Source organism: Williamsia deligens (assembly GCF_024171765.1).
GTDB classification, from domain to species: Bacteria; Actinomycetota; Actinomycetes; order Mycobacteriales; family Mycobacteriaceae; genus Williamsia_A; species Williamsia_A deligens.
Map to the genome: position 1 here is coordinate 105003 of NZ_JAMTCI010000001.1, position 24930 is coordinate 129932.

Below are 24930 nucleotides of genomic sequence, written 5' to 3' on the forward strand. Positions count from 1 at the left end.
CTGTCATGTCACGGATGACCGAGCCGAGTCCGTACATCGAACTCGACCGTCGGCAGTGGCGGACGCTGCGGCAGTCCGTCCCCCTCGCGATGGATGAGCAGGAGCTCGGCACCTACCGCGGTCTGGGAGAACAGATCGACCTGTCGGAGGTCGCCGACGTCTACCTGCCCCTGTCCCGACTGATCCACCTGCAGGTCGCCGCGCGCCAGCGGTTGTTCGCCGCGACGTCGACGTTCCTCGGCGAGAGCAACCCGGAACGTCAGGTGCCCTTCGTCATCGGCGTGGCCGGCAGCGTCGCGGTCGGCAAGTCGACGACGGCGCGCGTGCTGCAGGCACTGCTCTCGCGATGGGACGCCCATCCCCGGGTGGACCTGGTCACCACGGACGGGTTCCTGTACCCCACGAAGGAGCTTCGTCGCCGGGGCATCATGCACCGCAAGGGATTTCCCGAGTCCTACGACCGTCGCGCGCTGCTGCGGTTCGTCACCGAGGTCAAGTCCGGGGCACACGACGTGAGCGCGCCGGTCTACTCGCATCTGTCCTACGACATCGTCAAGGGCGACCGACACCACGTCCGTCAGCCCGACATCCTCATCCTCGAGGGACTCAACGTCCTGCAGACCGGTCCGCGGCTGATGGTCTCCGACCTCTTCGACTTCTCCGTCTACGTCGACGCCCGCATCGAGGACATCGAGCACTGGTACGTCACCCGGTTCCTGGCGATGCGGTCGACCGCCTTCGCGGACCCGAACTCGCACTTCCACGCCTACGCCTCACTCGACGACACCGCCGCCACCGAGGCCGCGCGCGACATCTGGCACGGGATCAACCTGCCGAACCTGGTGCAGAACATCCTGCCCACGCGACCGCGCGCCACCCTGGTGCTGCGCAAGGACGCCGACCACTCGATCAACCGGGTGCGCCTGCGCAAGATCTGACCCCGCAGCGGTCGGATCCGACCCTCAGCGACCGAAGCGACGGCTGCGCGCGGCGTAGTCCCGCAGTGCGCGCAGGAAGTCGACGCGACGGAACTCGGGCCAGTAGGCGTCGGTGAACCAGATCTCCGAATACGCGCTCTGCCACAACAGGAATCCCGACAGACGCTGTTCGCCGGAGGTGCGGATGACGAGGTCGGGGTCGGGCTGTCCCCGGGTGTAGAGGTGGGCGTCGATCGCGTCGACCGTCACGGCGTCGACCAGGTCGTGCGCGTCCACCCCGTCGGTGACCTTGTCGGCCAGGAGCGAGCGCACCGCGTCGACGATCTCCTGTCGCCCGCCGTAACCGACGGCGACGTTGACCCGCATCCCGGGGCGGTCGGCGGTACGCTCCTCGGCGGTCTTCAGTCGCTGCGCCACCTGTTCGGGCAGCTGGTCCAACGTGCCGACGATCTTCACGCGCCAGCGCTGCCCGGGCGCGGCGATCTCGTCGACGATGTCGGGGACGATCTCCATGAGCGCGTCGAGTTCGTCGGAGGCGCGGCTGAGGTTCTCGGTGGAGAGCAGGTAGACCGTCACGGTCTCGATGGCCAGCTCCGAACACCACTGCACCATCTCGGCGATCTTCTGTGCACCGACGCGGTGCCCGTGGCTGACGTCCTCGAAGCCCGCCTCGCGGGCCCACCGCCGGTTGCCGTCGCAGATGATGGCGATGTGGCGCGGCAGCCGCTCGGGGTCCATGAGCTGGACCAGGCGTCCCTCGTAGACCCGGTACAGGGGTCCGCGTACGCCGGTGGGGATCAGCTTCACGCCAGCAGAGACTACTCGCGCAGTTTGAGGAAATCGCCGCCCCGCGCCCAACCTACGGTAGCGTAGGTTCGACGCCGTACGATTCGTCGATCCCTTCTCACCGGGAGGCTCCGAAGATGTCGCTCACATCGGGTGCGACCGACCGCACGCCGGAATCCGGATCACGTCTGTCCGACGCACTGCCCGACATCGTCACCGAGCTGAAACCGCGGATGCGGGGGTGGATCCACCTCTACTCGGGCTTCGTCGCCATCGCGACGGGGATCGCGCTCGTCACCGTCGCCGCCGCACTCGCGGGGCCGGTCGCGGCCGTCTCGTGCGCGGTCTACGCGGTCACCGTCTGCGGCGTGTTCGGTGTGAGCGCCACCTATCACCGCGTCCAGTGGTCGACGGAATCCGCGCGCCGGTGGATGAAACGCGCCGACCACTCGATGATCTTCGTGTTCATCGCGGGCAGCTACACCCCGTTCTGCGTGCTCGCCCTGCCGGCTCCGACCCGATGGATCGTGCTGGGCGTGGTCTGGGGCGGTGCACTCGCCGGTGTGGCCCTGAAGATGGCGTGGCCCGGCGCACCCCGCTGGGTGGGCGTCCCCCTGTACCTCCTGCTCGGGTGGACGATCGTGGTGGTGGCCCCGACGCTCATCCACTCGGCCGGGGTCACCGTCCTGGTGCTGCTCGCGGTCGGCGGGGTGTTCTACAGCGGCGGTGCGGTGCTGTACGCCACGCGGTGGCCCAACCCCTGGCCGACCACGTTCGGACACCACGAGTTCTTCCACGCCGCAACGGTCGTCGCCGCCCTGGTGCACTACGTGGCGGTGTGGATGGTCGTCGTCGCCGCCTAGTCGAGCTCGCGGTCGACGGTGGTGGGTCGCGGGGCGCTCTCCAGCAGGCGGAGGCTGTCGGCCGACGCGCTCCCGGGGACGGCTGTGTAGAGCAGCAGGATCTGAGCGCCACCGTCGGCGGCGAGCTCCTCGCAGTCCAGTTTCAGGGCGCCGACCTCCGGGTGCCGGAAGGTCTTGCGGTGCGAACGCGGGCGCCACGAGACGTCGTGGCACTCCCAGAGCCGGGCGAACTCCGGCGACCCCGTGCGCAGTGTGTGCACCAGAGCCGTCAGATGCGGATCCCTCGGGCGTCGCCCGGTGGCCGCACGGAGGATCGCGACGTAGGCGCGCGAGTACTCGTCGCAGTCCTCCTCCGGATGGATCGTCCGCGCCTGCGGGTCGAGGAACCACCGGTGGAAGCGAGAGCGTCGCGGATCGTCTGTGGCGAAACGTGATTCGTCACCGATCAGCGCCATCGCAGCGTGGTTCTGCGCCAGGATGTACCCGAGGTCGTTGGTCACCATCGCCGGGGTGTCGAGATGGTCGAGAACCCGTCGCAGGGCGGACGAGACGTGGTCACCGGAGCCGTCGTCGGGCGGCGGGACGTGACCGGCCAGGCGGTGCAGGTGGTCGCGTTCGCGGCGGCTCAGACGCAGTGCGCGCGTGATCGCGGCCAACATCTGCATCGACGGCTGCGGACCACGTCCCTGTTCGAGCCGCGTGTAGTAGTCGACCGACATGCTCGCCAACCGCGCGACCTCCTCCCGGCGCAGACCCGGCGTCCGACGCCGCGCCGTGCGTTCGAGACCGACGTCCTCCGGGGTCATCGCGGCGCGCCGGTGCCGCAGGAAGTCCGCCAACGAGTCCTTGTCCACGTCACCAGCATGACGGCGCACGCCTCCCGGAGGGAGGGTCTGGCGATCCCCCGACAGCCCGACCCCTGGTGCACCCGCGCCCCCACTCGCACGGTGGGGACATGACCACATCACGTCAGACCGAGAACACCACCACCACAGCCGTCGTCACCGGCGGGAGCCGCGGCCTGGGCCGGGCGACGGCCCTGGCCCTCGCCGACGCCGGCGTCGACGTGGTCATCACGTTCCGCAGCGGCGAGCAGGAGGCGACGGCCGTCGTGGAGGAGATCGAGGCGCGGGGTGGGCGCGGGACCGCGATGCACCTCGACGTCACGGCACCGTCGACGTTCGCCGATTTCCGCGAGCAGCTGAGCGCACACCTCCCCGACGGCCACTTCGACATCCTCGTGAACAACGCGGGGACCGCGCTGTACAGCGCTCTGCGCGACACCACCCCCGACGAGTTCGACGACGTCTTCGCCGTCCACGTCAGGGGCCCCTTCTTCCTCACGCAGGCACTGGAACCGCTCCTGCGGGACGGCGGGCGGGTGATCAACGTGTCGAGTGCGCTCACCCGCATGGCCTTCGCGCGGTCCGGCCCCTACGCGGCCGCCAAGGGTGCCGTCGAGGTGCTCACCCGCTATCAGGCACTCGAATACGGCGCGCGCGGCATCACCGCGAACGTCATCGCCGTCGGCCCGGTGCCGACCGACTTCGGTGGCGGCCACCTGCGCTCGGATCCCGCCCTGCAGGACGCGATGGTCGAGTCCGCGGCGCTGGGCCGACTGGCCACCCCCGAGGACATCGGTGCCGCGATCGCCGGGCTGACCACGGCGTCGGGCTCGTGGATCACCGGCCAACGCATCGAGGCGTCGGGGGGCGTCCGGCTCTAGGGTCGGCGGCGTGCGCGGCCCGCCCGGCGCGCGGCGGCGAGGTCGTGCAGGACATCGACGGTCGTGTCGAGATCCATGCAGGCGTCGGTCACCGACTGCCCGTAGACGAGCGGTCGCGCCGACGGGGACTGCGCACCCTCGACGAGGAAGCTCTCGAGCATGACACCGGCGATCGCCGTGCTGCCACCGGCGACCTGGGCGGCCACGTCCGTGGCGACGACCGGCTGCCGACGATGGTCCTTGCCGGAGTTGGCGTGTGAGCAGTCGACCATCACCCGTGGTGTGATGCCGGCGGTCGCGCAGGCCGCACTCGCCGCGGTCACCGACCCCGCGTCCGCGTTGGTGCCCGCGCGTCCCCCGCGCAGGATGACGTGGCATTCGTCGTTGCCGACCGTCTCCACCACCGCGGCGCGGCCGTCGCCGTCCACACCGAAGAAGGTGTGCGCCCCGGCTGCGGCACGGACCCCGTCGATCGCCGCCTGCAGGTCACCGTCGGTGCCGTTCTTGAAGCCGATCGGCATCGACAGGCCGGACGCGAGCTGTCCGTGCACCTGCGACTCCGTCGTCCGGGCACCGATCGCACCCCAGGCGACCGCGTCGGCGATGTACTGCGGGCTCGTCGGTTCCAGGAACTCGCAGCCGACGGGCAGCCCGCGGCCGACGATGTCCACCAGAAGCGTTCGCGCCGTGCGCAGTCCGCGCTCGATGTCGTGGGAGCCGTCCATGTCGGGGTCGTTGATGAGACCCTTCCACCCCACCGTGGTGCGGGGCTTCTCGAAGTACACCCGCATCACGACGAGGAGGTCGTCCGCGAGTCCTTGCGCCTCTGCGGCAAGGCGGTCGGCGTAGTCGAGCGCGGCAGCGGGATCGTGGACGGAGCAGGGACCGACGACGACCAGCAGACGGTCGTCGCGCCCGGCGAGCACATCGGCGACCTCACGACGGTGACCCGCCACGCGTGCAGCGGCGACGCCCGACAACGGGATCTCGTCGAGCAGTTCCCGGGGGCCGGGCAGCGGACGGATGCGGTTCACGCGGGTGTCGGAGACCGGGGATCGGTCGGTGATGACGGTCATGAGTGTGCCTTTCGGTGGAGGGCACACGTCGCGACTGCTACCGGGCGCCCAAACAGGAAAAGCAGCGACCCTGGTGGTCACTGCTTCGGGGCTCCGGGAGAGGTGGTGTGGCTACGTCAGGACAGACGTTCCATCGTCGGCTCCTCCCGGAGCCTCGATAAAACGCCAGCGATAGGCGCGGCCGGTCTCGATCACCCGGCCAGGTTAACACCAGCCCGTGGGCCCGGTTCCGACGACGTCAGTCCGGACCGGGGCGACGGTCCTCTGCCGTGTCCGGCCGGACATCGTCCGCGGGATCAGAGCCGCCGTCCGCACGGAGGGCCGGTGAGTCCGTGCCCTCGTCGGCGGCCTGGTCCGGGGCCGGGTCGTCGCGCGAGAACTCGGTCGGCAGCTTGCGCAGGTGCTTGCTCATCGAGCGGATGAGGAAGACCGTGGCCACGAGCAGCACCAGCACGATGAGCAGGCCGAGCGGTGAGGCCTTGCCGAATTCCGGCCCGTCGGCGTCACGGGCGAGCACGTCGACCACGGTTGCCGAGGTCATCGACAGTCCGATGCTCACGAGGCGTCCCCGCCCGGCTGGTCGTCGACGATCCCGGCGAACAGGTCGGTCTCGGGGATGGCGGTCTTCACCCGGGTCCGGGCCAGTTCGAACTCGTCGGTCGGCCACAACCGCTGCTGCCAGTCCATCGGCACGGCGAAGAACATGCCGTTGGGGTCGATCTGGGTGGCGTGCGCCCGCAGCGCCTCATCGCGTTGCGCGAAGTACTCGCCGCTGGTGACCTGCGTCGTCACCCGGCCCATGAGGTCACCGCGGCTCGGATCCCACTTCGACAACCACTCCGCGAACGGGCTCTCCTGGCCGTGCTTCTCGAACTCCTCCGAGAACAGCACCATGCGGTCGCGGATGAACCCGTGTGTGTAGTAGATCTTCGACACCGTCCACGGGTCACCGGCCTCGGGATACCGGTCGGGATCACCGGCCGCCTCGAACGCGGCCATCGACACCTCGTGGCAGCGGATGTGATCGGGATGGGGATACCCGCCGCGCTCGTCGTAGGTGATCATCACGTGCGGCCGGAACTCCCGGACCACCTCCACCAGTTTCCCGGTGGACTCCTCCAACGGGACCAGGGCGAAACAGCCCTCGGGCAGCGGGGGCAGCGGATCACCCTCGGGCAGACCGGAATCGATGTACCCCAGCCACCGGTGCTGCACGCCGAGCGCGACGGCGGCCTTCGCCATCTCCTCACGACGGACCTCGACCATGCGTTCCTTGATGCCCGGCAGATCCATCGCCGGGTTGAGGATGTCGCCGCGCTCGCCACCGGTGAGGGTCACCACCATCACCTCGTGGCCCTCGGCGGCGTACTTGGCCATCGTGGCGGCACCCTTGCTCGCCTCGTCGTCGGGGTGGGCGTGGACCGCCATCAACCGAAGGCCACTCACAGCACACATCCCCTTCACACGCTGACATCGTCGACGTGGTCCATCTTCCCACCGCCGCCGAGCAGCGTCGGTGGCAGGGCGCACGAGGGTCGACGCGACCGGCTGCGTGATAGTTGTGGTGTATGACCGTCGGCCCCGATCCGTCCTCCCCGGGAGCCGGCGTACCCGCCGGGCGCTACCCGACGGGCGCATCACCGCATCGTCGTCGTCAGTGGTTCATCGGACTGTCGATCCTCGTGGTGGTCGCCGGGATCGCGATCGCCTGGGTCGGGTACAGCCGCTTCGCCGACCCTCCGGTGGCCGGCGAGGGCACCGGGTACGACATCATCGACAGCTCGACGATCGACGTGTCGTTCACCGTCACCCGCAACGACCCGGCGCAGGCCGTCGCCTGCGTGGTCCGCGCACGGTCCCGCGACGGCGCGGAGACAGGCCGTCGCGAGGTCCTCATTCCCCCGGGCAGCTCGCAGCAGACGTCCGTGCAGTCCCGCGTCCGCACCTCCGGCGCCCCCGCCATCGGCGAGGTGTTCGGCTGTTCGACGTCGGTGCCGCCCTATCTGACCCAGGGCAACTGACCCGACGACGGATCGAGGCCCGGGTGTCGGCCGATCGCATGACCTTCGATAACAGCTCGGTCTCAGCCGCTTCCCTGCGCTAACGAACTCCCCGCTCCGAGCGAGATCCCGGTCACATGACCGACAGGATCGGAGCACCATGCAGATCTCGACCCGACACATAGCCACGATCGGACTCGCCGCCGCGGCAGTCCTGCTGACCGGCTGCGGCGGCGACACCCCGCGCGCCACCCCGTCCACACCGACGGTCACCCGCACCGTCACCACGACACCGTCGGAGACCGCCGCCGCACCGGCAACCGCGGACGACGCGACAGCACAGGACACCGACACCGCTGCACCCGTCACGACCGCCGCCGACACCCCGTGTGGCCCGTACGCCGATGCCGCGGCGAAGATCTCGGCGGCGAGTGCCCGCATCGCGCCGCCGTCGTCGCAGTTCGACTGGACATGGGCGCCCATCCGCTCGGACATGACCTCCTGCAACCAACTCTCCTGGGCGGAGCTCACGACGGCGCACGGGACCGCGTCCTCGTCCGATCAACTGCTCCTCTTCGGCCCCGACGGACGGTGGCTCGGCACGGGCATCCGGTGCAACGCGGGCCTCGCCTCGGTCACCGGATCGGGCCCCGACCACGTCGACGTCCACTACGGCTATTTCCACGGTAAGAACACCAGCACCGCCAACCCGGGCGGCGGGACCGATGTCACCTTCCGCTGGAACGGGTCGCGGGTGGTGATGGAGGGTGTGCTCCCCCAGGAGTTCCTCGATCAGTGCCAACGACCCAGCTGAGGCACCTGGTGGCATGATCGCCTCCCATGACCACCGCCAAGTCTGGGCGGCCGGTCCCACACACTGACACCGATCAGCGGGCCACGCGCCCGGTGGGTCCGGCCTTCGCCAGCCTCTCCAGTCCGTACTTCCCCACCCTCGTCGCGGTGTTCGTCGGGGTGATGCTCATCAGCAACATCACCGGCACCAAGGGCGTGACGCTCTTCCCGTCGCTGTCGTTCGATCTCGGACCACTGTCCGTGCACGGCCTCGTCACCGACGGCGCCTTCTACCTCTTCCCTCTCGCCTACGTCCTCGGTGACGTGATCAGCGAGGTCTACGGATTCCGCGCCATGCGTCGGGTGATCTTCTCCGGCTTCGGCGTGCTCCTGCTGGCCTCGCTGTGCTTCTGGATCACCATCGAGTTGCCGGCCGCCGATTTCTACGACGGCCAGGAGGCGTTCCGCACCGTCGCCGGCGTGGTCCCCCAGTTCCTCCTGGCGGGCCTGTCGGGCTACCTCGTCGGGGAGTTCCTCAACTCCTACGTGATGGTGAAGATGAAGGCACGCAGCGGCGAACGCCGACTGTGGGCCCGGCTCATCAGTTCCACCATCGTCGGGGAGTTCTTCGACACGCTGGTCTTCTGCTCGATAGCCTCGACCGCACTGGGCATCTCGACGTGGCAGGACTTCGTGAACTACACCGTCGTCGGGTTCGTCTGGAAGACCCTCGTCGAGGTGGCCGTCATGCCCATCACCTACGCCGTCGTGGCCAGGCTGAAGAAGGCCGAACCGAGCTACCAGGAGGCCCTCGCGGCGCGCCTGCCAGAGCAGTGACCAGCGGAAAACGCGGTGGTCGATCCGTACACATGGGGTAGTATCGACCGAAGCACGGCTCCGAGAGGGGCCGTGTTGCTGCATTCAGCAGGTGCTACGCAGCAGCACTGCGGCCCGACGCGGGCCACGAACGAGTTGGCGAGGAGCAAGGCGATGACCGACACACAGGTGACGTGGTTGACCCAGGAGTCCCACGATCGGCTGAAGATCGAGCTGGACTCACTCATCGCGAACCGTCCCGTCATCGCGGCCGAGATCAACGAGCGCCGCGAAGAGGGCGACCTCAAGGAGAACGGCGGATACCACGCCGCGCGTGAGGAGCAGGGCCAGCAGGAGGCCCGCATCCGCCAGCTGCAGGAACTGCTCAACACCGCCAAGGTGGGCGAGGCCCCGACGCAGTCGGGTGTCGCGCTGCTCGGCTCGGTCGTCAAGGTCTACTTCGACGGCGACGAGTCCGACACCGAGACCTTCCTCATCGCGACCCGTGAGGACAGCTCCGGCGACGGCAAGCTCGAGACCTATTCACCGAGTTCCCCTCTGGGGTCCGCTCTCATCGACGCGAAGGTCGGCGAGACCCGCGAGTACACCGTGCCCTCGGGTGCGGTCGTGAAGGTGACGCTGGTCAGCGCGGAGCCCTACCACTCCTGATCCACCGCACGTCCCGACAGCCCCCGTCCCCACGACGCGGGCTGTCGGCGTCTTCAGGGCCCGTGGGTCCCGTCGAGGTAGCCCGCCGTGGTCAGCGCGGCGCGGACGTCGGCCTGATGGTCGGGACCCCGCGTCTCGAGGCTGACGGTCACCTGGACCTCCCCGAACCGCAGTTCGCCGGCCACCCGTGAGTGGATGACGTCGACGACGCTCGCGCCGGTGTCGCGCAGCGTCTCCAGCAGCTGCGCGAGACCGCCGGGACGATCCGGGACGGTCACGGCGACCGTGAGATACCGTCCCGCCGCCTGCAGGCCGTGGGTCGTCAGGTGGGACAGCAGGAGCGGGTCGACGTTACCGCCGGAGAGGACCACGCACACCGATCCGGACCGACGCGGCGCGTCCGGGTGCATCAGGGCCGCGACGGCCACCGCGCCGGCCGGCTCGACGAGGAGCTTCGCGCGTTCCAACATCAACAGCACCGCGCGGCTGATCAGATCCTCGCCGACGGTGACGATCTCGTCGACGAGCGACTCCACGTGGGTGAAGGGGACGGCGCCGGGCATGGCCACGGCGATGCCGTCGGCCATCGTCGACATGGACTCCACCCGCACCGGTTTCCCGGCAGCGATCGATCCCGGACTCGGCCTGCACACCGATCACCCGCACATCGGGGCGGGCTACCTTGATCGCTGCCGCCACCCCGGCGAGCAGTCCCCCGCCACCGAGCGGCACCACCACGGTGCCGACGTCGGGCATCTGCTGAAGAATCTCGACGCCCACGGTCGCCTGTCCCGCGACGATGTCCTCGTGGTCGAACGGGTGGATGAGCACGGCGCCGGTCTCCGCGGCGTACTGCTGCGCCTCGACGAGGCTCTCGTCGATGATCGCCCCGGACAGCACGACCTCCGCGCCGTACGCGCGCGTCGCCGACACCTTGGGCAGGGACGCACCGGTCGGCATGTACACGCGCGCCGGGATGCCCAACGTCGTCGCCGACCACGCCACACCCTGCGCGTGGTTGCCGGCGCTCGCGGCGACCACTCCCCGCGCACGCTCGTCGTCGGAGAGCCCCGTGATCCGCACGTACGCGCCGCGCGGTTTGAACGAGCCCGTCCGCTGGAGGTTCTCGCACTTCAGCCACACGTCGCCACCGCACAGATCCGACAGCGCCCGCGACGCGACGACCGGTGTCCGCCGCATCACCGGCGCCAGCGTCTGCACCGCGTTGTCGATCTGGGCGGCCGTGATGATCACGCCCCGACCGTAGTCGCCAGGTCCGAGGGATTCCTGTCGCAGACGCCAGAGATCCCTTAGACGGCCACGGTGTGCTGGACACATGACGAACACAGCGACCATCACGATCACCGACACCACCGACGTGGACATCGCCCGGGACCTGCTCCGACGCGGTCACCGGGTCGTCGTCGAGGGCGACGACCTCCTGCTGCTCCTCGACGCGGTCAAGGGGTACGGGGCACCGCGAGCCCGGGTCGTCGTGATGACACCCGCGCGCGACTCGGTCGCGCTCGCCGCCTGACGGGGCGCTCAGCCCAGCGCGCTCTCCAGGTCACCGATGAGGTCGGCGACGTCCTCGATGCCGACCGAGAGCCGGACCAGGTTGGCGGGCACCTCGAGCTGCGAGCCCGCCGTCGAGGCGTGGGTCATCGCGGCGGGGTGCTCGATCAGCGACTCGATGCCGCCCAGCGACTCCGCCAACGTGAACACCTCGGTCCGCGCGCAGAACTCCTGTGCGGCAGCGGGTCCACCCGCCACGAGCACCGAGATCATGCCGCCGAACCGACGCATCTGTCGCGCCGCCACCGCATGGCCGGGATGCGACTCGACGCCCGGGTAGAGCACCTTCTCGATCTTGGCGTGCCCGGACAGGAAGTCGACGATCTTCTCCGCGTTGTCGCTGTGACGGTCCATCCGCACCGCGAGCGTCTTGATGCCGCGCATCGTCAGGTAGGCGTCGAACGGACCGGGCACCGCGCCCGCACCGTTCTGCAGGAACGCGAGGTCGGCGTCGAGGGACTCGTCGTCGGTCACCAGGGCACCGCCGACGACATCGGAGTGACCACCCAGGTACTTGGTCGTGGAGTGCAGCACCACGTCGGCACCGAGCGACAGCGGCTGCTGCAGGTACGGCGACGCGAAGGTGTTGTCGACGACGATGCGCGCACCGCCCTCATGCGCCACCCCCGACAGCGCCTCGATGTCACCGACGTTGAGCAGCGGGTTGGTCGGCGTCTCGACCCACACCAGCTTCGTCGCCGGGGTGATGGCGGCACGGACCGCGTCCACGTCCGACACAGGCGCCACGGAGTACGTGATGCCCCACTGGGTGAACACCTTGTCGATGAGGCGGAAGGTGCCGCCGTAGGCGTCGTCGGGGATGACGAGGTGGTCACCGGGACGCAGCGTGGCCCGCAGGAGCGCGTCGGTGGCGGCCATCCCGGACGCGAACGCCCGCGCGAACCCACCACCCTCGATCCCGGCGAGGTTGCCCTCGAGCGCCTGTCGGGTCGGGTTGCCGGTGCGGGCGTACTCGAAGCCGCCGCGCATCCCGCCGACGCCGTCCTGGGCGAAGGTCGAGCTCGCGTAGATGGGCGGGTTGACCGCGCCGGTCAGCGGGTCGGGTTCGTATCCGGCGTGGATCGCCTTGGTCCCGAATCCCTGCCACCGACCTGCGTCGGCCCGACTGCGCTGTTCAGACATGCGCCCAGCCTATCGCCGGGCGCATGCCGCGATCAGAGGCGGCCGGAGCTGACGAAGGCGAGCAGGTCGTGGCGGGTGATGACACCGATCGGCTTGCCGTCCTCCACCACCATCAGCGCGTCGGACTCGCCGAGGGCCTTGGTCGCCGCGGACACCTGTTCGCCTGCACCGATCAACGGCAGGGCCTCGCCCATGTGGGCCGAGACGGGGTCGGCGAGGCTGGCCCGCCCCTCGAAGACCGCGCTGAGGAGTTCCCGCTCGCTGACGGCACCGGCCACCTCGCCGGCCATGATGGGCGGCTCGGCCCCGACGACGGGCATCTGGGACACCTCGAACTCGCGGAGGATCTCGATGGCGTCGCGCAGCGTCTCCGACGGGTGGGTGTGCACGAAGTCCGGCAGCGACCCCGACTTGCCGCGCAGCACGTCGCCGACGGTCGGCTCGGTGGCCTCCTTGCCGTCCAGCGGGGTGCGCAGGAACCCGTAGCTGCGCATCCAGTTGTCGTTGAAGATCTTGCCCATGTAGCCGCGGCCGCCATCGGGCAGCAATACCACGACCAGCGCGTCGGGACCCTCACGCTCGGCCACGCGCAGCGCGGCGACCATCGCCATGCCGCACGAGCCGCCCACGAGCAGGCCCTCCTCGCGGGCGAGTCGACGGGTCATCTCGAACGAGTCGGCGTCGGAGACGGCGATGATCTCGTCGGGGATGGACGGGTCGTAGGCGCTGGGCCAGAAGTCCTCACCGACACCCTCGACGAGGTACGGCCGACCGGTACCGCCGGAGTAGACCGACCCCTCGGGGTCCGCGCCGATGACCTTGACCCGGCCGTCGGACATCTCCTTGAGGTAGCGGCCCGTACCCGTGATGGTCCCGCCGGTGCCGACACCCGCGACGAAGTGCGTGATCTTGCCGTCGGTGTCGGCCCAGATCTCGGGACCCGTCGTCTCGTAGTGACTCTGCGGGCCCGCGGGGTTCGAGTACTGGTTGGGCTTCCACGCGCCGTCGATCTCGCGGACGAGGCGGTCGGAGACGCTGTAGTAGCTGTCCGGGTTGTCCGGGGCGACCGCGGTCGGGCACACCACGACCTCCGCGCCGTACGCCCGCAGCACGTTGCGCTTGTCCTCGCCGACCTTGTCGGGGCAGACGAACACGCAGTGGTATCCGCGCTGCTGGGCGACGAGCGCCAGCCCCACGCCGGTGTTGCCCGATGTCGGCTCCACGATGGTGCCGCCCGGCTTCAGTTCGCCCGACGCCTCGGCGGCGTCGACCATCTTGACCGCGATGCGGTCCTTCGACGACCCCCCCGGGTTGAGGTACTCCACCTTGGCGGCGACCAGGCCCGAGCCCGGTGCCACGACCGAGTTGACCTTGACCAGCGGGGTGCCGCCGACCAGGTCGACGACGTGATTGGCGATACGCATCCCTCCATCGTTCCAGACCGCAGGAAGTGACGGGAGTCCGATATGTCCCCGCGGGCCCCTGTCGCGGGCGCCGCTATCCTGACGCCGTGCCACCTTCCCGCCGACGGATCGCACGCGATGTCGCGACGACTGCGGTGGCGACGGCCGGCAGCGCGGGCGCCGGGTGGGCGGCGTGGACGTTCCTCAACGGTCAGGCGGCGGTCGCGCGGCAGGTCATCCCCCACCGCACCGACAACGCCCCCAACGGCGACGGCCTCTACCGCCCCGACGGGTCCGGTCCCGAACGCATGCGCGCCGGGATGACCGCCGACCTGCACCTCATGGTCTTCGGGGACTCCACGGCCGCGGGCCTCGGTGCGGATGTCGCCGACGAGACACCCGGCGTCGTGTTGACCCGACTGCTGACGCACGAGACCGGCCGCACCGTGCGGCTGAGCACCAAGGCGATCGTCGGCGCGACGTCGCGGGGGCTGTCGGGCCAGGTCGACGCGATGCTCGTCGCCGGTCCACCGCCGGACGTGGCCGTCATCCTCGTCGGCGCCAACGACATCACCGCCGTCAACCACATCCGACCGTCCGCCAAACGACTCGGCGCCGCCGTGCGACGGCTCGTGGAGGTGGACGCGAAGGTCGTGGTGGGCACCTGCCCCGACATCGGGGTGGTCACCGCCATCCCGCAGCCGCTCCGCACGGTGCTGCGCCAGTGGGGTTTCCGGCTCGCGCGGGCGCAGGCCCACGAGGTCCGGGCCGCCGGCGGACGACCTGTCCCCCTCGCCGACCTGCTGGCGCGCGAGTTCCTCGCCGCACCCGAGCGGATGTTCTCCTCCGACCACTACCACCCGTCGGCGGCGGGGTACTCGCTCGCGGCGCAGACACTGCTGCCCGAGGTGCTCGCCGCGATCGGTGAATGGGGTAGCGCACCGCTGCCCGACCCGCCCGAGGTGTCGGAGTTCGCGGAGAACAACCGCCTGCTCGCCAGGGTCGCGCGGGCCGTCGGCCGTCCGGTGCGCCCGCGCCGGCGGATCGACGAGCCGGTGCTCCGCGAGCAGTCCGAGCCGACCGCGTAACGTCCCCTGCGTCGACCCGCAGACCAGCGGAAGCAGCCCGTCGACGGGCGGTTCCGCGCATCCTCGAGGAGCCCTCATGCCCGAAGCCGTCATCGTCTCCGTCGCGCGTTCACCGATCGGCCGCGCCGGGAAGGGATCGCTGCGCGAGGTCCGTCCCGACGAGATGGGCCGCCAGATGATCCAGGCCGCTCTGGACAAGGTGCCCGCCCTCGACACCGCCGACATCGACGACATCCACTTCGGCATCGGACAGCCCGGCGGCCAGGGCGGCTTCAACATCGCCCGCGTCGTCGCCGTCGAGCTCGGCCTCGACCACGTGCCCGGCGTCACGGTGAACCGCTACTGCTCGTCGTCGCTGCAGACCACCCGCATGGCGTTCCACGCCATCAAGGCCGGCGAGGGTGACGTGTTCATCTCCGCGGGCGCCGAGAGCGTCTCGAGCTTCGCCACCGGCAGCGCCGACGGCTGGCCCGACACCAAGAACCCCCTCTTCGACGAGGCGGGCGAGCGCACCGACGCCGCCGCGAAGGGCGGCGCGCCGGTGTGGACCGACCCCCGGCAGCAGGGACTCATCCCCGACGTCTACATCCCGATGGGTCAGACCGCCGAGAACGTCGCGAGCTTCACCGGCATCTCGCGCGAGGACCAGGACCGCTGGGGTGTCCGCAGCCAGAACCGCGCGGAGGAGGCCATCAAGTCGGGCTTCTTCGAGCGGGAGATCTCCCCGATCACCCTGCCCGACGGCACCCAGGTGAGCACCGACGACGGCCCCCGCGCCGGCACCAGCTACGAGAAGGTGTCGCAGCTGCAGCCGGTGTTCCGGCCCGACGGGACCATCACCGCCGGCAACGCCTGCCCCCTGAACGACGGCGCGGCCGCCGTGGTGATCATGAGCGACACCAAGGCCAAGGAGCTCGGGCTCACGCCGCTGGCCCGCATCGTGTCCACCGCGGCGACCGGGTTGTCGCCGGAGATCATGGGTCTCGGCCCGATCGAGGCGATCCGCAAGGCGCTCGCGATCGCGGGCAAGTCCGTCTCCGACATCGACCTGTTCGAGATCAACGAGGCCTTCGCGGTCCAGGTGCTGGGCTCCGCGAACGAACTGGGCATCGACCACGACACGCTCAACGTGTCCGGCGGGGCGATCGCCCTGGGCCACCCGTTCGGCATGACCGGCGCCCGCATCACCGCCACCCTGCTCAACAACCTGACCACCCACGACAAGACCTTCGGCGTCGAGTCGATGTGTGTCGGCGGCGGTCAGGGCATGGCGATGGTGCTCGAGCGACTCAGCTGACCTTCTCGCGCACCGGCGCGTTCTCGCTGCGCGCCGGTGTGCGGAGGAAGCTCACGATCACGATCAACGCGATCCCGAGGACGCCCGCGACGGTGAACACCGTCCGCACGCCCTCGGCGATCGCGTCGTCGGCTGCCGCGGGCGTCGCGCGGTCCCCGGAGGCGACCACGGTCATCACGGTGACGAACAGTGCGGTCCCGGTGGCGCCGGCGACCTGCTGGAACGTGCCGAGTGCCGCCGAGCCGTGCGAGTACCGTTCCGGCGCAACAGATCCCAGAGCCAGGGTCATCAGTGGGGTGAACGTGGCCGCGAGCCCCAGGCACAGCATCATGTTCGAACCGATCAACCACCACACGGTCGTCGACGAGTCCACCACCGATAGCGACCACACGCCCGCGGTGATGGCCACGGCACCCGGGATCACCAGCAGCCGGGGGCCGCGGAGGTCGTAGACGCGCCCGATGACCGGGGCGGTCAGACCCATCAGCAACCCACCCGGCAACGTGACGAGGCCGGTGGTGAACGGACTGAAGCCGAGGACCGTCTGCGCGAAGTAGGGCACGACGATGAACGTCCCCATCATCGTGGCCATCGCCACCACCATCGCCAGGATCGACAGCGAGAACGTCCCACTGGCGAACACCCGGAGATCGAGCAGTGCGCGGTCCTCCCGCGCGAGCAGCAGCTGCCGGGCGACGAACGCGGCGAGGGCGAGCGCGCCGACCGTGAACGGAATCCACAGGGGCACGGCCACAGCGTGATCGGCGGCCTCACCGATGCCGGCCAGGCCGTACACCAGACCACCGAAACCGAGCACGGCCAGCGGCACCGACAGCAGGTCGATCGGCGAGGAACTCGTCGTCCCCACCGGTCGGACGGCCACGATGCCGACGACGAGGGCCGCCGCCGCGATGGGGCCGACGACGCCGAAGATCCACCGCCAGCCGAGGTTGTTCAGCACGAGCCCGGACAGGGTCGGTCCGAGTGCGGGGGCCACGGCGATGACGACCGAGATGTTGCCCATCATGACGCCGCGTCGGTGCTCGGGCACCACGGTCATCACCGTGGTCATCAGCAACGGCAGCATGATCGCGGTACCGACGGCCTGGATGACGCGGGCCACCAGCAGCACCTCGAACCCCGGTGCCACGAACGCGACCGCCGTCCCGAGGGTGAACGCCGACATCGCGACGATGAACAGCCTGCGGGTGCCGTGCCGCTGGATGAGGAATCCCGTCAGCGGGATCACGACGGCCATCGTGAGCATGAACGCCGTCGTCAACCACTGCCCGACGCTGGGCGGGACGCCCAGATCGCGCTGGAGCACCGGGACCGCGACGCTCATCACGGTCTCGTTGAGGATCACCACGAACGTGGCGATGAGCAGCACGGCGATCACCACCACGTGCTCCCGCGACAGGCGGTCGTCGGCGATCGTCGGCGGTGTGCCGGGTGGCGTCTGCGCCACGGTCATGGCCGGGTCCTCTCGGCGTCGTCATCAGCCTGGGTCGGGATGGGTCATGGGTACAGACCCGACGCCACCGTGGAACTCATCGCCCGCGGCAGGAGTGCGACGCACGACGTGCGACGACGGTAACAACCGACCCGGGCATCTGCGACGGCATTTCGGTGCCCGACGAGAACAGCCCCGCACCGGTGTCGGTGCGGGGCTGTGGAACCTGTCGCCGGTGGATCCCGGCGCCCGGGGGTCAGTCCTGGTTGAAGTAGCTCAGCAGGCGCAGGATCTCGACGTACAGCCAGACCAGGGTGACGGTCAGGCCGAGGGCGATGCCCCAGGCCGCCCGGGCGGGCGCACCGGCGCGGATGAGGCGGTCCGCCGAGTCGAAGTCGACGAGGAAGCTGAAGGCCGCCAGGCCGATGCAGAACAGCGAGAAGATGATCGCGATCGGGCCGCCGTCGTAGAGACCCAGTCCGGAGCCGCCGTTGAAGAACCCGACGACGAGGTTGCCCAGGATCAGGACGATGACGCCCATCATGGCCGCGAACAGCATCCGCGTGAAGCGGGGCGTGACGCGGATGGCGCCCGTCTTGTAGACGACGAGCATGCCCGCGAACACACCGAACGTGCCCAGGACCGCCTGACCGATGAGGACGCCCGCGGACACACCGCTCACGGCGAGGTTGGCGAAGACGAACGAGACGGCACCGACGAAGAGGCCCTCGAGCACCGCGTAGGAGAGGACGATCGCAGGGTTGTCCTGCTTGCGTCCGAAGCTGGCGATCATCACCAGCACGAACCCGCCGATGGCGCCCACGAGGAGCAGCGGCATCGCCAGCGCGACGTTCTGATGGACCAGGAAGTAGGACACGACCGACGACAGGATCAGGACGCCGAGGGTCATCGCCGTCTTGGTGACGACGTCGTCGATGGTCAGCGCACGGGATCCGACCGGCTGCCCGGGGCGTGCGTACGGATCGACCTGCTGGGGCTGGCCCGCCTGGGTGTACATGGTCTGGCCGGCGCCCGCCATCCCGGTTCCGAAACCGGCATAGCCCCCGGCCTTCTGGTTGTCGCGGACGACGCCGCGCATCACCGGATTGCTGCTCTCTCGCACCGCAGTGGTCCTTTCGTGTCCTGCCCGTCCGGCCGGCGGCCGGTACCTGACAGATGCGTTCACCGAGTCCAACGACAGGGCCGTCGGAGAGGTTCCCGCCCGACTTTACTTGCTCTTGACCTTCGGCGCTGCGAAGCGTGTCCGTCAGAGGTGCGCGGCGTCAGCGGGGTCACACGCCAGGGCGAAGCCGCGGTCGAAGGCACGCAGCCGGTCGCCCTCCACGTCGTAGACATGTCGCGTGAGAACGTCGCGCAGTTCGGGCAGGACCCGGCCCGAGAGGCGCAGCACCCGGGGGACCACACGCGCGGGCATCTCCGCGCAGAGACGGTCGATCGCGGTGGTGTAGACCTTAGCCACGTCGAGGTAGTCGGATCGAAACTCCCGGTAGTCCCGGCCCTCGTCGGCGACCGCGAGATAGGCCTCGGCCAGTGCCCGCGGCATGTCCTCGGCCATGTGGGCCTGACAGGCGGCGGTGATCCCCGCCGCGACGTCACGGAACGACCGCGGGTTCGGGTTCTCCTCGCACGTCCCCCACGCCTCGCGCCAGGACCGCGCGACGGCACCGCCGGAGCGGTAGGCGTGCAGCGTGGAGACATGACGGCGGTGCAGCACGCACGCGAGGCGCAGCATCCATTCCGGCTCGGAGAACCGACCGGCATCGATCGCCCGGAGCAGCTCCTCGGTCGTCAGGGCGCAGAGCCGGGCGAACCAGTACTTCGGGTCGGCGTCGCGCGCCAGTTCCTCCGCGAGGAGCTGCTGATGCCCGAGATACCGCTGCAACTCGGGCCGCAGCGCGACGACCCCACCGGCCGACGGGCGACGACGCCGTCGGTACGGCAGCGGCTGCGGCGTGGACTGGACCAACTTGGACCGGGCCGACAGCCCCTCCAGGGAACGCTCGATCGACCGACGCAACCGCGGCTCGACCAGCGGCCCCACGGTCGGCGCGAAGTCGACGTTCACCGTGTACCGGACCGCACAACCGACTGCGGTCGGTTCGATCTCGACGTGGCAGGTGTACTCCCGCAACAGCGGAGAACTCTTGTAGATGCGGTAGGCGAACTGCGTGGGCTCCTCGGCGTGGGTCACCACCTCGCTGACCCAGGGCCGGGTCGGCAGGCCCACCTTGACCTCACGGGTCGCGCCGGGGCGGTCGAAACGACCGTCTCCCCCGGTGTCGCGGGCGATGGTGAGACCGGTCGACCACTCGTTCTTCACGGCGGGGTCGGTGAGCAGCCGCCACGCCTGCTCGGCACTGCAGTCGAGATCGGCAGCCAGATCGAAACGTGTCATGGTCGCTGTCCACAGTTGTCGTTCGCTTGTACGAGGTCGGCTCATCGTGCCGTCCCAGCACCCCTGGGTCAAGAGGTACGAGGGCCGCGTCCCCGCACGTGACCTCGGACACGACAGTTCCACAGACCCGCGACGCGGTCGAGGAGAACCCGCAGGTTGGTGACGGGTCACCTATGGACATGTCCGGCGGGACTGTCAGGATGGGCTCGGCAGGGCATCCTGCGTGGGCTTCACCGCGACGCCGACGAGGGAGCCACTGCTTTACGCAACAAATGATGTGTGATGTGAAACCATCCGCCCCCATAGCCCAATTGGCAGAGGCAGCGGACTTAAAATCCGCCGAGTGTCGGTTCGAGTCCGACTGGGGGCACCCGTGCACCACCCGTCAGTGGACACCGACCGGCGCCAGCGCCTCCCGAAGCCGGTCCGGGCCTGCACCCCCGCGGAGTCCGCGCATCATCACGACGCACCCGAGCGCCGACAGCACCGTCGCCGACGAGTACAGCGCCACATAGCCGACCGCGTCGCCGACGATCCCGGCGGCGAACCCGGCCACGCCCTGGACGACGACGACCGCCGAGGCGAGCAGGGTGTAGTCCGTCCCCGCGAAGGCGCGATCCGCGGAGTCCATCATCAGCGCGAACACCGCGACCGTCGCGATCCCGCCGCACACGTGCTCCCCCACCGTGGCCACGACGATCATCGGGAGACCGCCGAGATCGGCGGCCGCCGCGACGAACGCGACCAGCGCCGCGGACTGGGCGATCCCACCCACGAGCAACGCCGTCGGTCGTCCGACCCGGAAGGCGAGCAGTCCGCCGAGTGCGGCACCGACGAGAGCGGCACCCGAGGACACCGCCCCGTCGAGCAGGGCGATCTGTCGCAGGGTCAGCCCCAGGTCGGACAGGAACGGCCCGACGAGCGCCGACCCCATGGAGTTGCCGAACTTGTACGCGGCGACGAGACCGATCAGACCGAACACCCCGGGCCTGAGCAGACGTGACCACCACGCCACGGGTGACGCCGACCCCGGACGGGGACGCGGCGTGCCGCCGTCGCGGAGCCACAGCACCGGGATCGTCGTCAGCAGCAGTACGGCGGCCATGACGACGAACAGGATCCGCCAGCTCGTGAACGAGTACACCCAGAGCAGACCGCCACCGCCGGCGATCATCCCGAGACGGTAGGCACCGACCTGGATCCCGTTGCCCAGTCCGCGGCCACGCGCGTCGAGGGCGGTCACCGCGATGCCGTCGGTGGCGACGTCCTGGGTGGCCGCGAAGACGTTGATGAGCGCAACGCCGACGAACAGCGGCACCGTCGACGCGTCAAGATCGAGGCAGGCCAGTCCGAGAGCGATTGCGGCGGTGGCGATCTGCATCGACACCACCCACCGCTTCCGGGTGCCGAACCGGTCGACGCACGGCGCCCAGAGCACCTTCAGCGCCCACGGGGCGAAGAGGACCCCCGTGGCGCTGATGGCGACGAGGGAGTACCCCGACTGCCGGAGGACCACCGGCAGCGCCGTGACGAAGAAGCCGTACGGCAGGCCCTGCGCGAAGTACAGCGCGGTGAGAAGGGCGACGACGGACGACCGCGCCGACACCTCCCGGGCCGGCGCGGTCATCTGCTCGTCGTCACGAGCTCGGGATCAGGGGTCGGGGGTCAGCCGTCGACCTGGTCGCGCAGACCCTGCGTCGCCATCTCGATGATTGCCTTCTTGCCCTTGTTCAACACGAATCCCGGCACGGGGATCTTCGGGTCGAGGCTCATCTCGAACTCGACGTGGGTGCCACCGCCGTCGGCGTCGGTCAGCGTGTACTCGGCGTGCTGCGCCTTCTGCTGTCCGCCCTCGAGGAGATCCCAGGTGACGCCGGAGTCCGACCACGCGAACGACAGCGTCTGCTCGTCGCTGATCCCCATGAGCGACACCTTCATCCACGCCTTCGCGGGGCGTCCGTCGTCGTCCTTCTCGAGGACCTTCACCTCTTTGTGGATGGGAGACCAACTCGGGAAGTTCTCGATGTCGGCGATCGCCGCCAGCACATCGGCGCGAGCGGCTTTGACATCGACCTGTGCATGTCCGGAAACCATGCGATCAGCCTAACGTGACAACGACCGTTGCAACGTCGAGTGGCCTGACGCCGCCCCCTTTGTGGGACTGTTCACCGACCGGGGTGGTCGTATCCCGGCACAGCACACAGCGGCCACGATGCACAAGCCCGCAGCCACGTGGAACGCGAGGTCGTAGCTGCCGTCCGCGTCTCGGATGTACCCGGCACCGAAAGCCGCGACCGCCGCACCGATCTGGTGGGACGCGAACACCCAGCCGAACACCACGGGGGTCCGCTCGCCGAACCACTCGCGGCAGATCGCGATGGTCGGGGGCACCGTGGCGACCCAGTCCAACCCGTAGAACACGATGAACACCCAGGTGCTCGGTTCGGCGTGCGGCGACAGCAGCGAGGGCAGCAGGACCAGCGACACCCCGCGCCCGAGGTAGTACACGACGAGCAGGATCCGCGGACTGACCCGGTCGGTGAGCCACCCCGAGAAGACGGTCCCGGCGACGTCGAAGACGCCGATCGTCGCGAGGAGTCCCGCGGCCACCGTCGTCGGCATGCCGTGGTCGCCGGCGGCGGGGATGAAGTGGGTGCCGATGAGCCCGTTGGTCGTCGCCCCGCAGATCGCGAAACTGATTGCCAGCAGCCAGAACGCGCGCGTCCGCGCCCCGATCATCAGGCCCGAGAACGCAGCCGAGAGCGTGCCTGTCGGCAGGGCGGCGGCAGGGACGTCCTCGGTGGCCCCGAGAGGCCGCAGTCCGACGTCGGCGGGACGATCGCGGATGAACAGCAGGACGAGAGGCACCACGGCGATCGCCGCCGCGGTGACGATGAGCGAGGCCACCCGCCATCCGAACCGGTCGGTGGCCGCGGCGACGACGGGCAGGAAGATCAGCTGGCCCGTCGCGCTCGCGGCGGTGAGGATGCCGGTCACGAGCCCACGGCGCTCGACGAACCAGCGGGTGGCGACGGTCGCCACGAACCCCATCGAGATGGACCCGGTGCCCAGACCGACCAGCACGCCCCACAGCAGCAGCAGTTGCCATTCGGCGGTCATGGTCGCGCCCAGTCCGGTGCCCGCGCCGATCAGTGCGAGCGCGACGGCCAGGACCGGGCGGACACCGAACCGGTCCATGAGTGCCGCGGCGAACGGCGCGGTGAGCCCGAACAACGTCATGTTGATCGACATCGCGGCGCCCACGGTGGCGTGCGACCACCCGAACTCCTGGTGGAGTGGATCCATCATCACGCTCGGGACCGCGCGGAAGCCCGCAGCACCGAGGATGGCGACGAACGCGACGGCGGCGACGATCCATGCGCGGTGGATCCGACGGACCGGGGTCAGCAGCATGCGTCGACTCTGGCGGACCGCGCGGACGCAGACAATTGGCAAGATCGCCACAATGCGGGAAGATCCTGCCATGGCTCATCGCGTCGTCGTCCTGCTCCTGCCGCCGGTCGTCGGGTTCGACGCGACCATCGCGCCCATGGTCTTCGGGTATGCGGAGGGTCCGGCCGGGACGCCGCTGTACGACGTGGTCCTGTGCTCCCCCGACGGGCAGACCGTCCCGACCACGACGGGGTACGGCATCCACCCGGTCGCGGGCCTGGAGGCGCTGGCCGACGCCGACACGCTGATCATCCCGGGGACGCGGTACGCGCCGGCTCGTCACGAGGGGACGCTGGCCCCCGAGGTGATGACCGCACTCGGGACCGTTCCGTCCCATACGCGGTGGGTCTCCATCTGCACCGGGGCGTTCGCGCTCGCCGCGACGGGTCGGCTCGACGGTCGGCGGGCGACCACGCACTGGGCCACCGCGGAGGAGTTCCGACGGCTGTACCCACAGGTGCGCCTGGACGAGGCCGTGCTGTTCGTCGACGACGACGGCACGTTCACGTCGGCGGGTCTGGCCGCGGGCGTCGATCTGTGTCTTCACCTGCTGCGGATGGACCACGGCACGGCGGTCGCGAACGCGGTGGCGCGACAGTGCGTGGTGCCGCCGTGGCGAGAGGGCGGGCAAGCCCAGTTCATCAGTCCTTCGATCCCCGACTGCGCGGAGACCAGCACCACGTCGACGCGGTCGTGGATCCTGGAACACCTGACCGAGCCGCTCACGATCGCACGGCTGGCGGCCCACGCCCACATGAGCGAACGGACCTTCAGCCGACGGTTTGCGATCGAGACCGGCACGTCACCGGGAGAGTGGATCCGGGACCGGCGGGTCGACCGGGCGCGGGAGCTCCTCGAGGACGGCCTCACCCCGATCGACGAGGTCGCGCGGCAGTCGGGACTGGGCAGCGCCGACAACCTCCGTCACCACCTCCGGGCGGGACTCGGGATGTCCCCCACGGCCTACCGCAAGACGTTCGCCGGTCGGGCGTGACCCTGCCGCCTCAGGCGGCAGAGTCGCTGTGGTGGGGATAACGCCGCAGGTACCGGGTCCGCTGCACGCGGGCGATGTGCTCCTGCAGGGTCCTGTCGCCGCGCGCACGCGCACTGGCACGGATCGAGTAGACCGTGATGCCGTAGAGGACGACCCACACCACGAGTCCGATGGGCGCGGCCACGGAGTGACCGGTCGCGAGACCTGCGATTCCCAACGCCAGAGCTGCCGAACCGAACATGAAGGCGACCCACCCCACGGCGCCCCAGCGGGCGGCCTTGTGCAGGTGGTCGCGGCGCGTCTGCGCATCGTCGATCGGTGCAGAACCAGTCGTCCGCGCTGCTCGGGAAGCCATGGTTCCTCCTCACTTCTGTCGGGGACCGGGCCTGTCCGACCCAGTTTCTGAACGCACTGTCCAACTCGACGCGGAGGGGTGCTATTC

25 protein-coding genes, 1 tRNA gene and 1 pseudogene are annotated in these 24930 nt (G+C 69.8%); 12 read left to right on the forward strand and 15 right to left on the reverse strand.

Going from position 1 to position 24930, the window contains the following annotated elements; all coding sequences use genetic code 11:
- The first annotated feature begins 5 nt into the window (after positions 1-5).
- Entirely contained in the window at positions 6-938 is a 933-nt protein-coding gene (coaA, locus tag LX14_RS00500) for a type I pantothenate kinase (protein WP_253645344.1), read from the forward strand.
- A gap of 24 nt (positions 939-962) precedes the next feature.
- On the opposite strand, the gene LX14_RS00505 is transcribed toward coaA, so the two are convergent.
- Entirely contained in the window at positions 963-1745 is a 783-nt protein-coding gene (locus LX14_RS00505) for an isoprenyl transferase (RefSeq protein ID WP_253645345.1), read from the reverse strand.
- Positions 1746-1861: 116 nt separating this feature from the next.
- On the opposite strand from LX14_RS00505, the gene trhA reads away from it, so the two are divergent.
- Positions 1862-2587, forward strand: a complete 726-nt coding sequence (gene trhA, locus LX14_RS00510) for a PAQR family membrane homeostasis protein TrhA (protein WP_372505217.1) — start codon at positions 1862-1864, stop codon at positions 2585-2587.
- On the opposite strand, the gene LX14_RS00515 is transcribed toward trhA, so the two are convergent.
- A complete protein-coding gene (locus tag LX14_RS00515) occupies positions 2584-3441 on the reverse strand; it encodes a helix-turn-helix transcriptional regulator (protein WP_308214054.1) in 858 nt (285 codons plus the stop codon). The genes trhA and LX14_RS00515 overlap by 4 nt on opposite strands.
- A 101-nt stretch (positions 3442-3542) precedes the next feature.
- Between LX14_RS00515 and LX14_RS00520 the strand changes: the two genes are divergently transcribed.
- Positions 3543-4313, forward strand: a complete 771-nt coding sequence (locus LX14_RS00520; protein WP_253645346.1) for an SDR family NAD(P)-dependent oxidoreductase — start codon at positions 3543-3545, stop codon at positions 4311-4313.
- On the opposite strand, the gene LX14_RS00525 is transcribed toward LX14_RS00520, so the two are convergent.
- The 3 genes from LX14_RS00525 to mca all read right to left on the reverse strand — a co-directional run bounded on the left by LX14_RS00525 (position 4310) and on the right by mca (position 6844).
- Positions 4310-5389 carry a 3-deoxy-7-phosphoheptulonate synthase gene (locus LX14_RS00525; RefSeq protein ID WP_253645347.1) on the reverse strand — a complete coding sequence of 360 codons (1080 nt, stop codon included), beginning with the start codon at positions 5387-5389 and terminating at the stop codon, positions 4310-4312. The genes LX14_RS00520 and LX14_RS00525 overlap by 4 nt on opposite strands.
- Positions 5390-5627: 238 nt before the next feature.
- Positions 5628-5948 (reverse strand): hypothetical protein, encoded by a 321-nt coding sequence (locus LX14_RS00530; protein ID WP_372505219.1) that lies wholly within the window; start codon positions 5946-5948, stop codon positions 5628-5630.
- Complete coding sequence (gene mca, locus LX14_RS00535; RefSeq protein WP_253645348.1) at positions 5945-6844, reverse strand: mycothiol conjugate amidase Mca; 900 nt, start codon at positions 6842-6844, stop codon at positions 5945-5947. The genes LX14_RS00530 and mca overlap by 4 nt, the downstream gene beginning before the upstream one ends.
- Positions 6845-6957: 113 nt before the next feature.
- On the opposite strand from mca, the gene LX14_RS00540 reads away from it, so the two are divergent.
- The 4 genes from LX14_RS00540 to greA all read left to right on the forward strand — a co-directional run bounded on the left by LX14_RS00540 (position 6958) and on the right by greA (position 9666).
- Positions 6958-7410 (forward strand): DUF4307 domain-containing protein, encoded by a 453-nt coding sequence (locus LX14_RS00540; RefSeq protein WP_253645349.1) that lies wholly within the window; start codon positions 6958-6960, stop codon positions 7408-7410.
- Positions 7411-7549: 139 nt separating this feature from the next.
- Complete coding sequence (locus LX14_RS00545; RefSeq protein WP_253645350.1) at positions 7550-8203, forward strand: LppP/LprE family lipoprotein; 654 nt, start codon at positions 7550-7552, stop codon at positions 8201-8203.
- 26 nt (positions 8204-8229) lie between these two features.
- On the forward strand, positions 8230-9018 hold the full coding sequence (locus tag LX14_RS00550; RefSeq protein ID WP_253645351.1) for a queuosine precursor transporter: 789 nt from the start codon (positions 8230-8232) through the stop codon (positions 9016-9018).
- A gap of 153 nt (positions 9019-9171) precedes the next feature.
- Positions 9172-9666 carry a transcription elongation factor GreA gene (greA, locus tag LX14_RS00555; protein WP_253645352.1) on the forward strand — a complete coding sequence of 165 codons (495 nt, stop codon included), beginning with the start codon at positions 9172-9174 and terminating at the stop codon, positions 9664-9666.
- A 53-nt stretch (positions 9667-9719) separates the two neighbouring features.
- Here greA and ilvA read toward each other — a convergent pair.
- Positions 9720-11052: pseudogene (gene ilvA, locus LX14_RS00560) on the reverse strand (threonine ammonia-lyase).
- Between ilvA and LX14_RS00565 the strand changes: the two are divergent.
- On the forward strand, positions 11003-11203 hold the full coding sequence (locus LX14_RS00565) for a hypothetical protein (RefSeq protein ID WP_253645353.1): 201 nt from the start codon (positions 11003-11005) through the stop codon (positions 11201-11203). The pseudogene ilvA and the gene LX14_RS00565 sit on opposite strands and share 50 nt — an antisense overlap.
- Positions 11204-11211: 8 nt before the next feature.
- Here the strand turns inward: LX14_RS00565 and LX14_RS00570 are convergent, their stop codons facing one another.
- The gene (locus LX14_RS00570; RefSeq protein WP_253645354.1) at positions 11212-12384 is read right to left on the reverse strand and encodes a cystathionine gamma-synthase; all 1173 of its coding nucleotides are present in this window, start codon (positions 12382-12384) and stop codon (positions 11212-11214) included.
- Positions 12385-12416: 32 nt separating this feature from the next.
- Positions 12417-13808 carry a cystathionine beta-synthase gene (locus LX14_RS00575; RefSeq protein WP_253645355.1) on the reverse strand — a complete coding sequence of 464 codons (1392 nt, stop codon included), beginning with the start codon at positions 13806-13808 and terminating at the stop codon, positions 12417-12419.
- Positions 13809-13894: 86 nt separating this feature from the next.
- Here LX14_RS00575 and LX14_RS00580 point away from each other — a divergent pair, with 86 nt between their 5' ends.
- Both LX14_RS00580 and LX14_RS00585 read left to right on the forward strand, forming a co-directional pair.
- Entirely contained in the window at positions 13895-14875 is a 981-nt protein-coding gene (locus LX14_RS00580) for an SGNH/GDSL hydrolase family protein (protein ID WP_253645356.1), read from the forward strand.
- Positions 14876-14951: 76 nt separating this feature from the next.
- Positions 14952-16172, forward strand: coding sequence for an acetyl-CoA C-acetyltransferase (locus LX14_RS00585; protein WP_253645357.1), 1221 nt, complete (start codon positions 14952-14954; stop codon positions 16170-16172).
- Here LX14_RS00585 and LX14_RS00590 read toward each other — a convergent pair.
- The 3 genes from LX14_RS00590 to LX14_RS00600 all read right to left on the reverse strand — a co-directional run bounded on the left by LX14_RS00590 (position 16165) and on the right by LX14_RS00600 (position 20041).
- Positions 16165-17646 (reverse strand): MDR family MFS transporter, encoded by a 1482-nt coding sequence (locus LX14_RS00590; RefSeq protein WP_253645358.1) that lies wholly within the window; start codon positions 17644-17646, stop codon positions 16165-16167. The genes LX14_RS00585 and LX14_RS00590 overlap by 8 nt on opposite strands.
- A 235-nt stretch (positions 17647-17881) precedes the next feature.
- A complete protein-coding gene (locus LX14_RS00595) occupies positions 17882-18748 on the reverse strand; it encodes a Bax inhibitor-1/YccA family protein (protein ID WP_253645359.1) in 867 nt (288 codons plus the stop codon).
- 144 nt (positions 18749-18892) lie between these two features.
- Positions 18893-20041 (reverse strand): DUF5995 family protein, encoded by a 1149-nt coding sequence (locus tag LX14_RS00600; protein WP_253645360.1) that lies wholly within the window; start codon positions 20039-20041, stop codon positions 18893-18895.
- Positions 20042-20337: 296 nt separating this feature from the next.
- Here LX14_RS00600 and LX14_RS00605 point away from each other — a divergent pair.
- A tRNA-Leu gene (locus LX14_RS00605) sits at positions 20338-20411 on the forward strand.
- Positions 20412-20426: 15 nt separating this feature from the next.
- On the opposite strand, the gene LX14_RS00610 is transcribed toward LX14_RS00605, so the two are convergent.
- Genes LX14_RS00610 through LX14_RS00620 form a run of 3 tightly spaced genes read right to left on the reverse strand, consistent with a single transcriptional unit; the run spans position 20427 to position 23455 of the window.
- Positions 20427-21668 (reverse strand): MFS transporter, encoded by a 1242-nt coding sequence (locus tag LX14_RS00610; protein WP_253645361.1) that lies wholly within the window; start codon positions 21666-21668, stop codon positions 20427-20429.
- 38 nt (positions 21669-21706) lie between these two features.
- A complete protein-coding gene (locus LX14_RS00615) occupies positions 21707-22135 on the reverse strand; it encodes an SRPBCC family protein (RefSeq protein ID WP_253645362.1) in 429 nt (142 codons plus the stop codon).
- 9 nt (positions 22136-22144) lie between these two features.
- A complete protein-coding gene (locus LX14_RS00620) occupies positions 22145-23455 on the reverse strand; it encodes an MFS transporter (RefSeq protein WP_253645363.1) in 1311 nt (436 codons plus the stop codon).
- A gap of 70 nt (positions 23456-23525) precedes the next feature.
- On the opposite strand from LX14_RS00620, the gene LX14_RS00625 reads away from it, so the two are divergent.
- The gene (locus LX14_RS00625) at positions 23526-24488 is read left to right on the forward strand and encodes a GlxA family transcriptional regulator (protein ID WP_253645364.1); all 963 of its coding nucleotides are present in this window, start codon (positions 23526-23528) and stop codon (positions 24486-24488) included.
- Positions 24489-24498: 10 nt separating this feature from the next.
- Here LX14_RS00625 and LX14_RS00630 read toward each other — a convergent pair whose 3' ends face one another.
- On the reverse strand, positions 24499-24843 hold the full coding sequence (locus tag LX14_RS00630) for a hypothetical protein (protein ID WP_253645365.1): 345 nt from the start codon (positions 24841-24843) through the stop codon (positions 24499-24501).
- Positions 24844-24930: the final 87 nt, after the last annotated feature.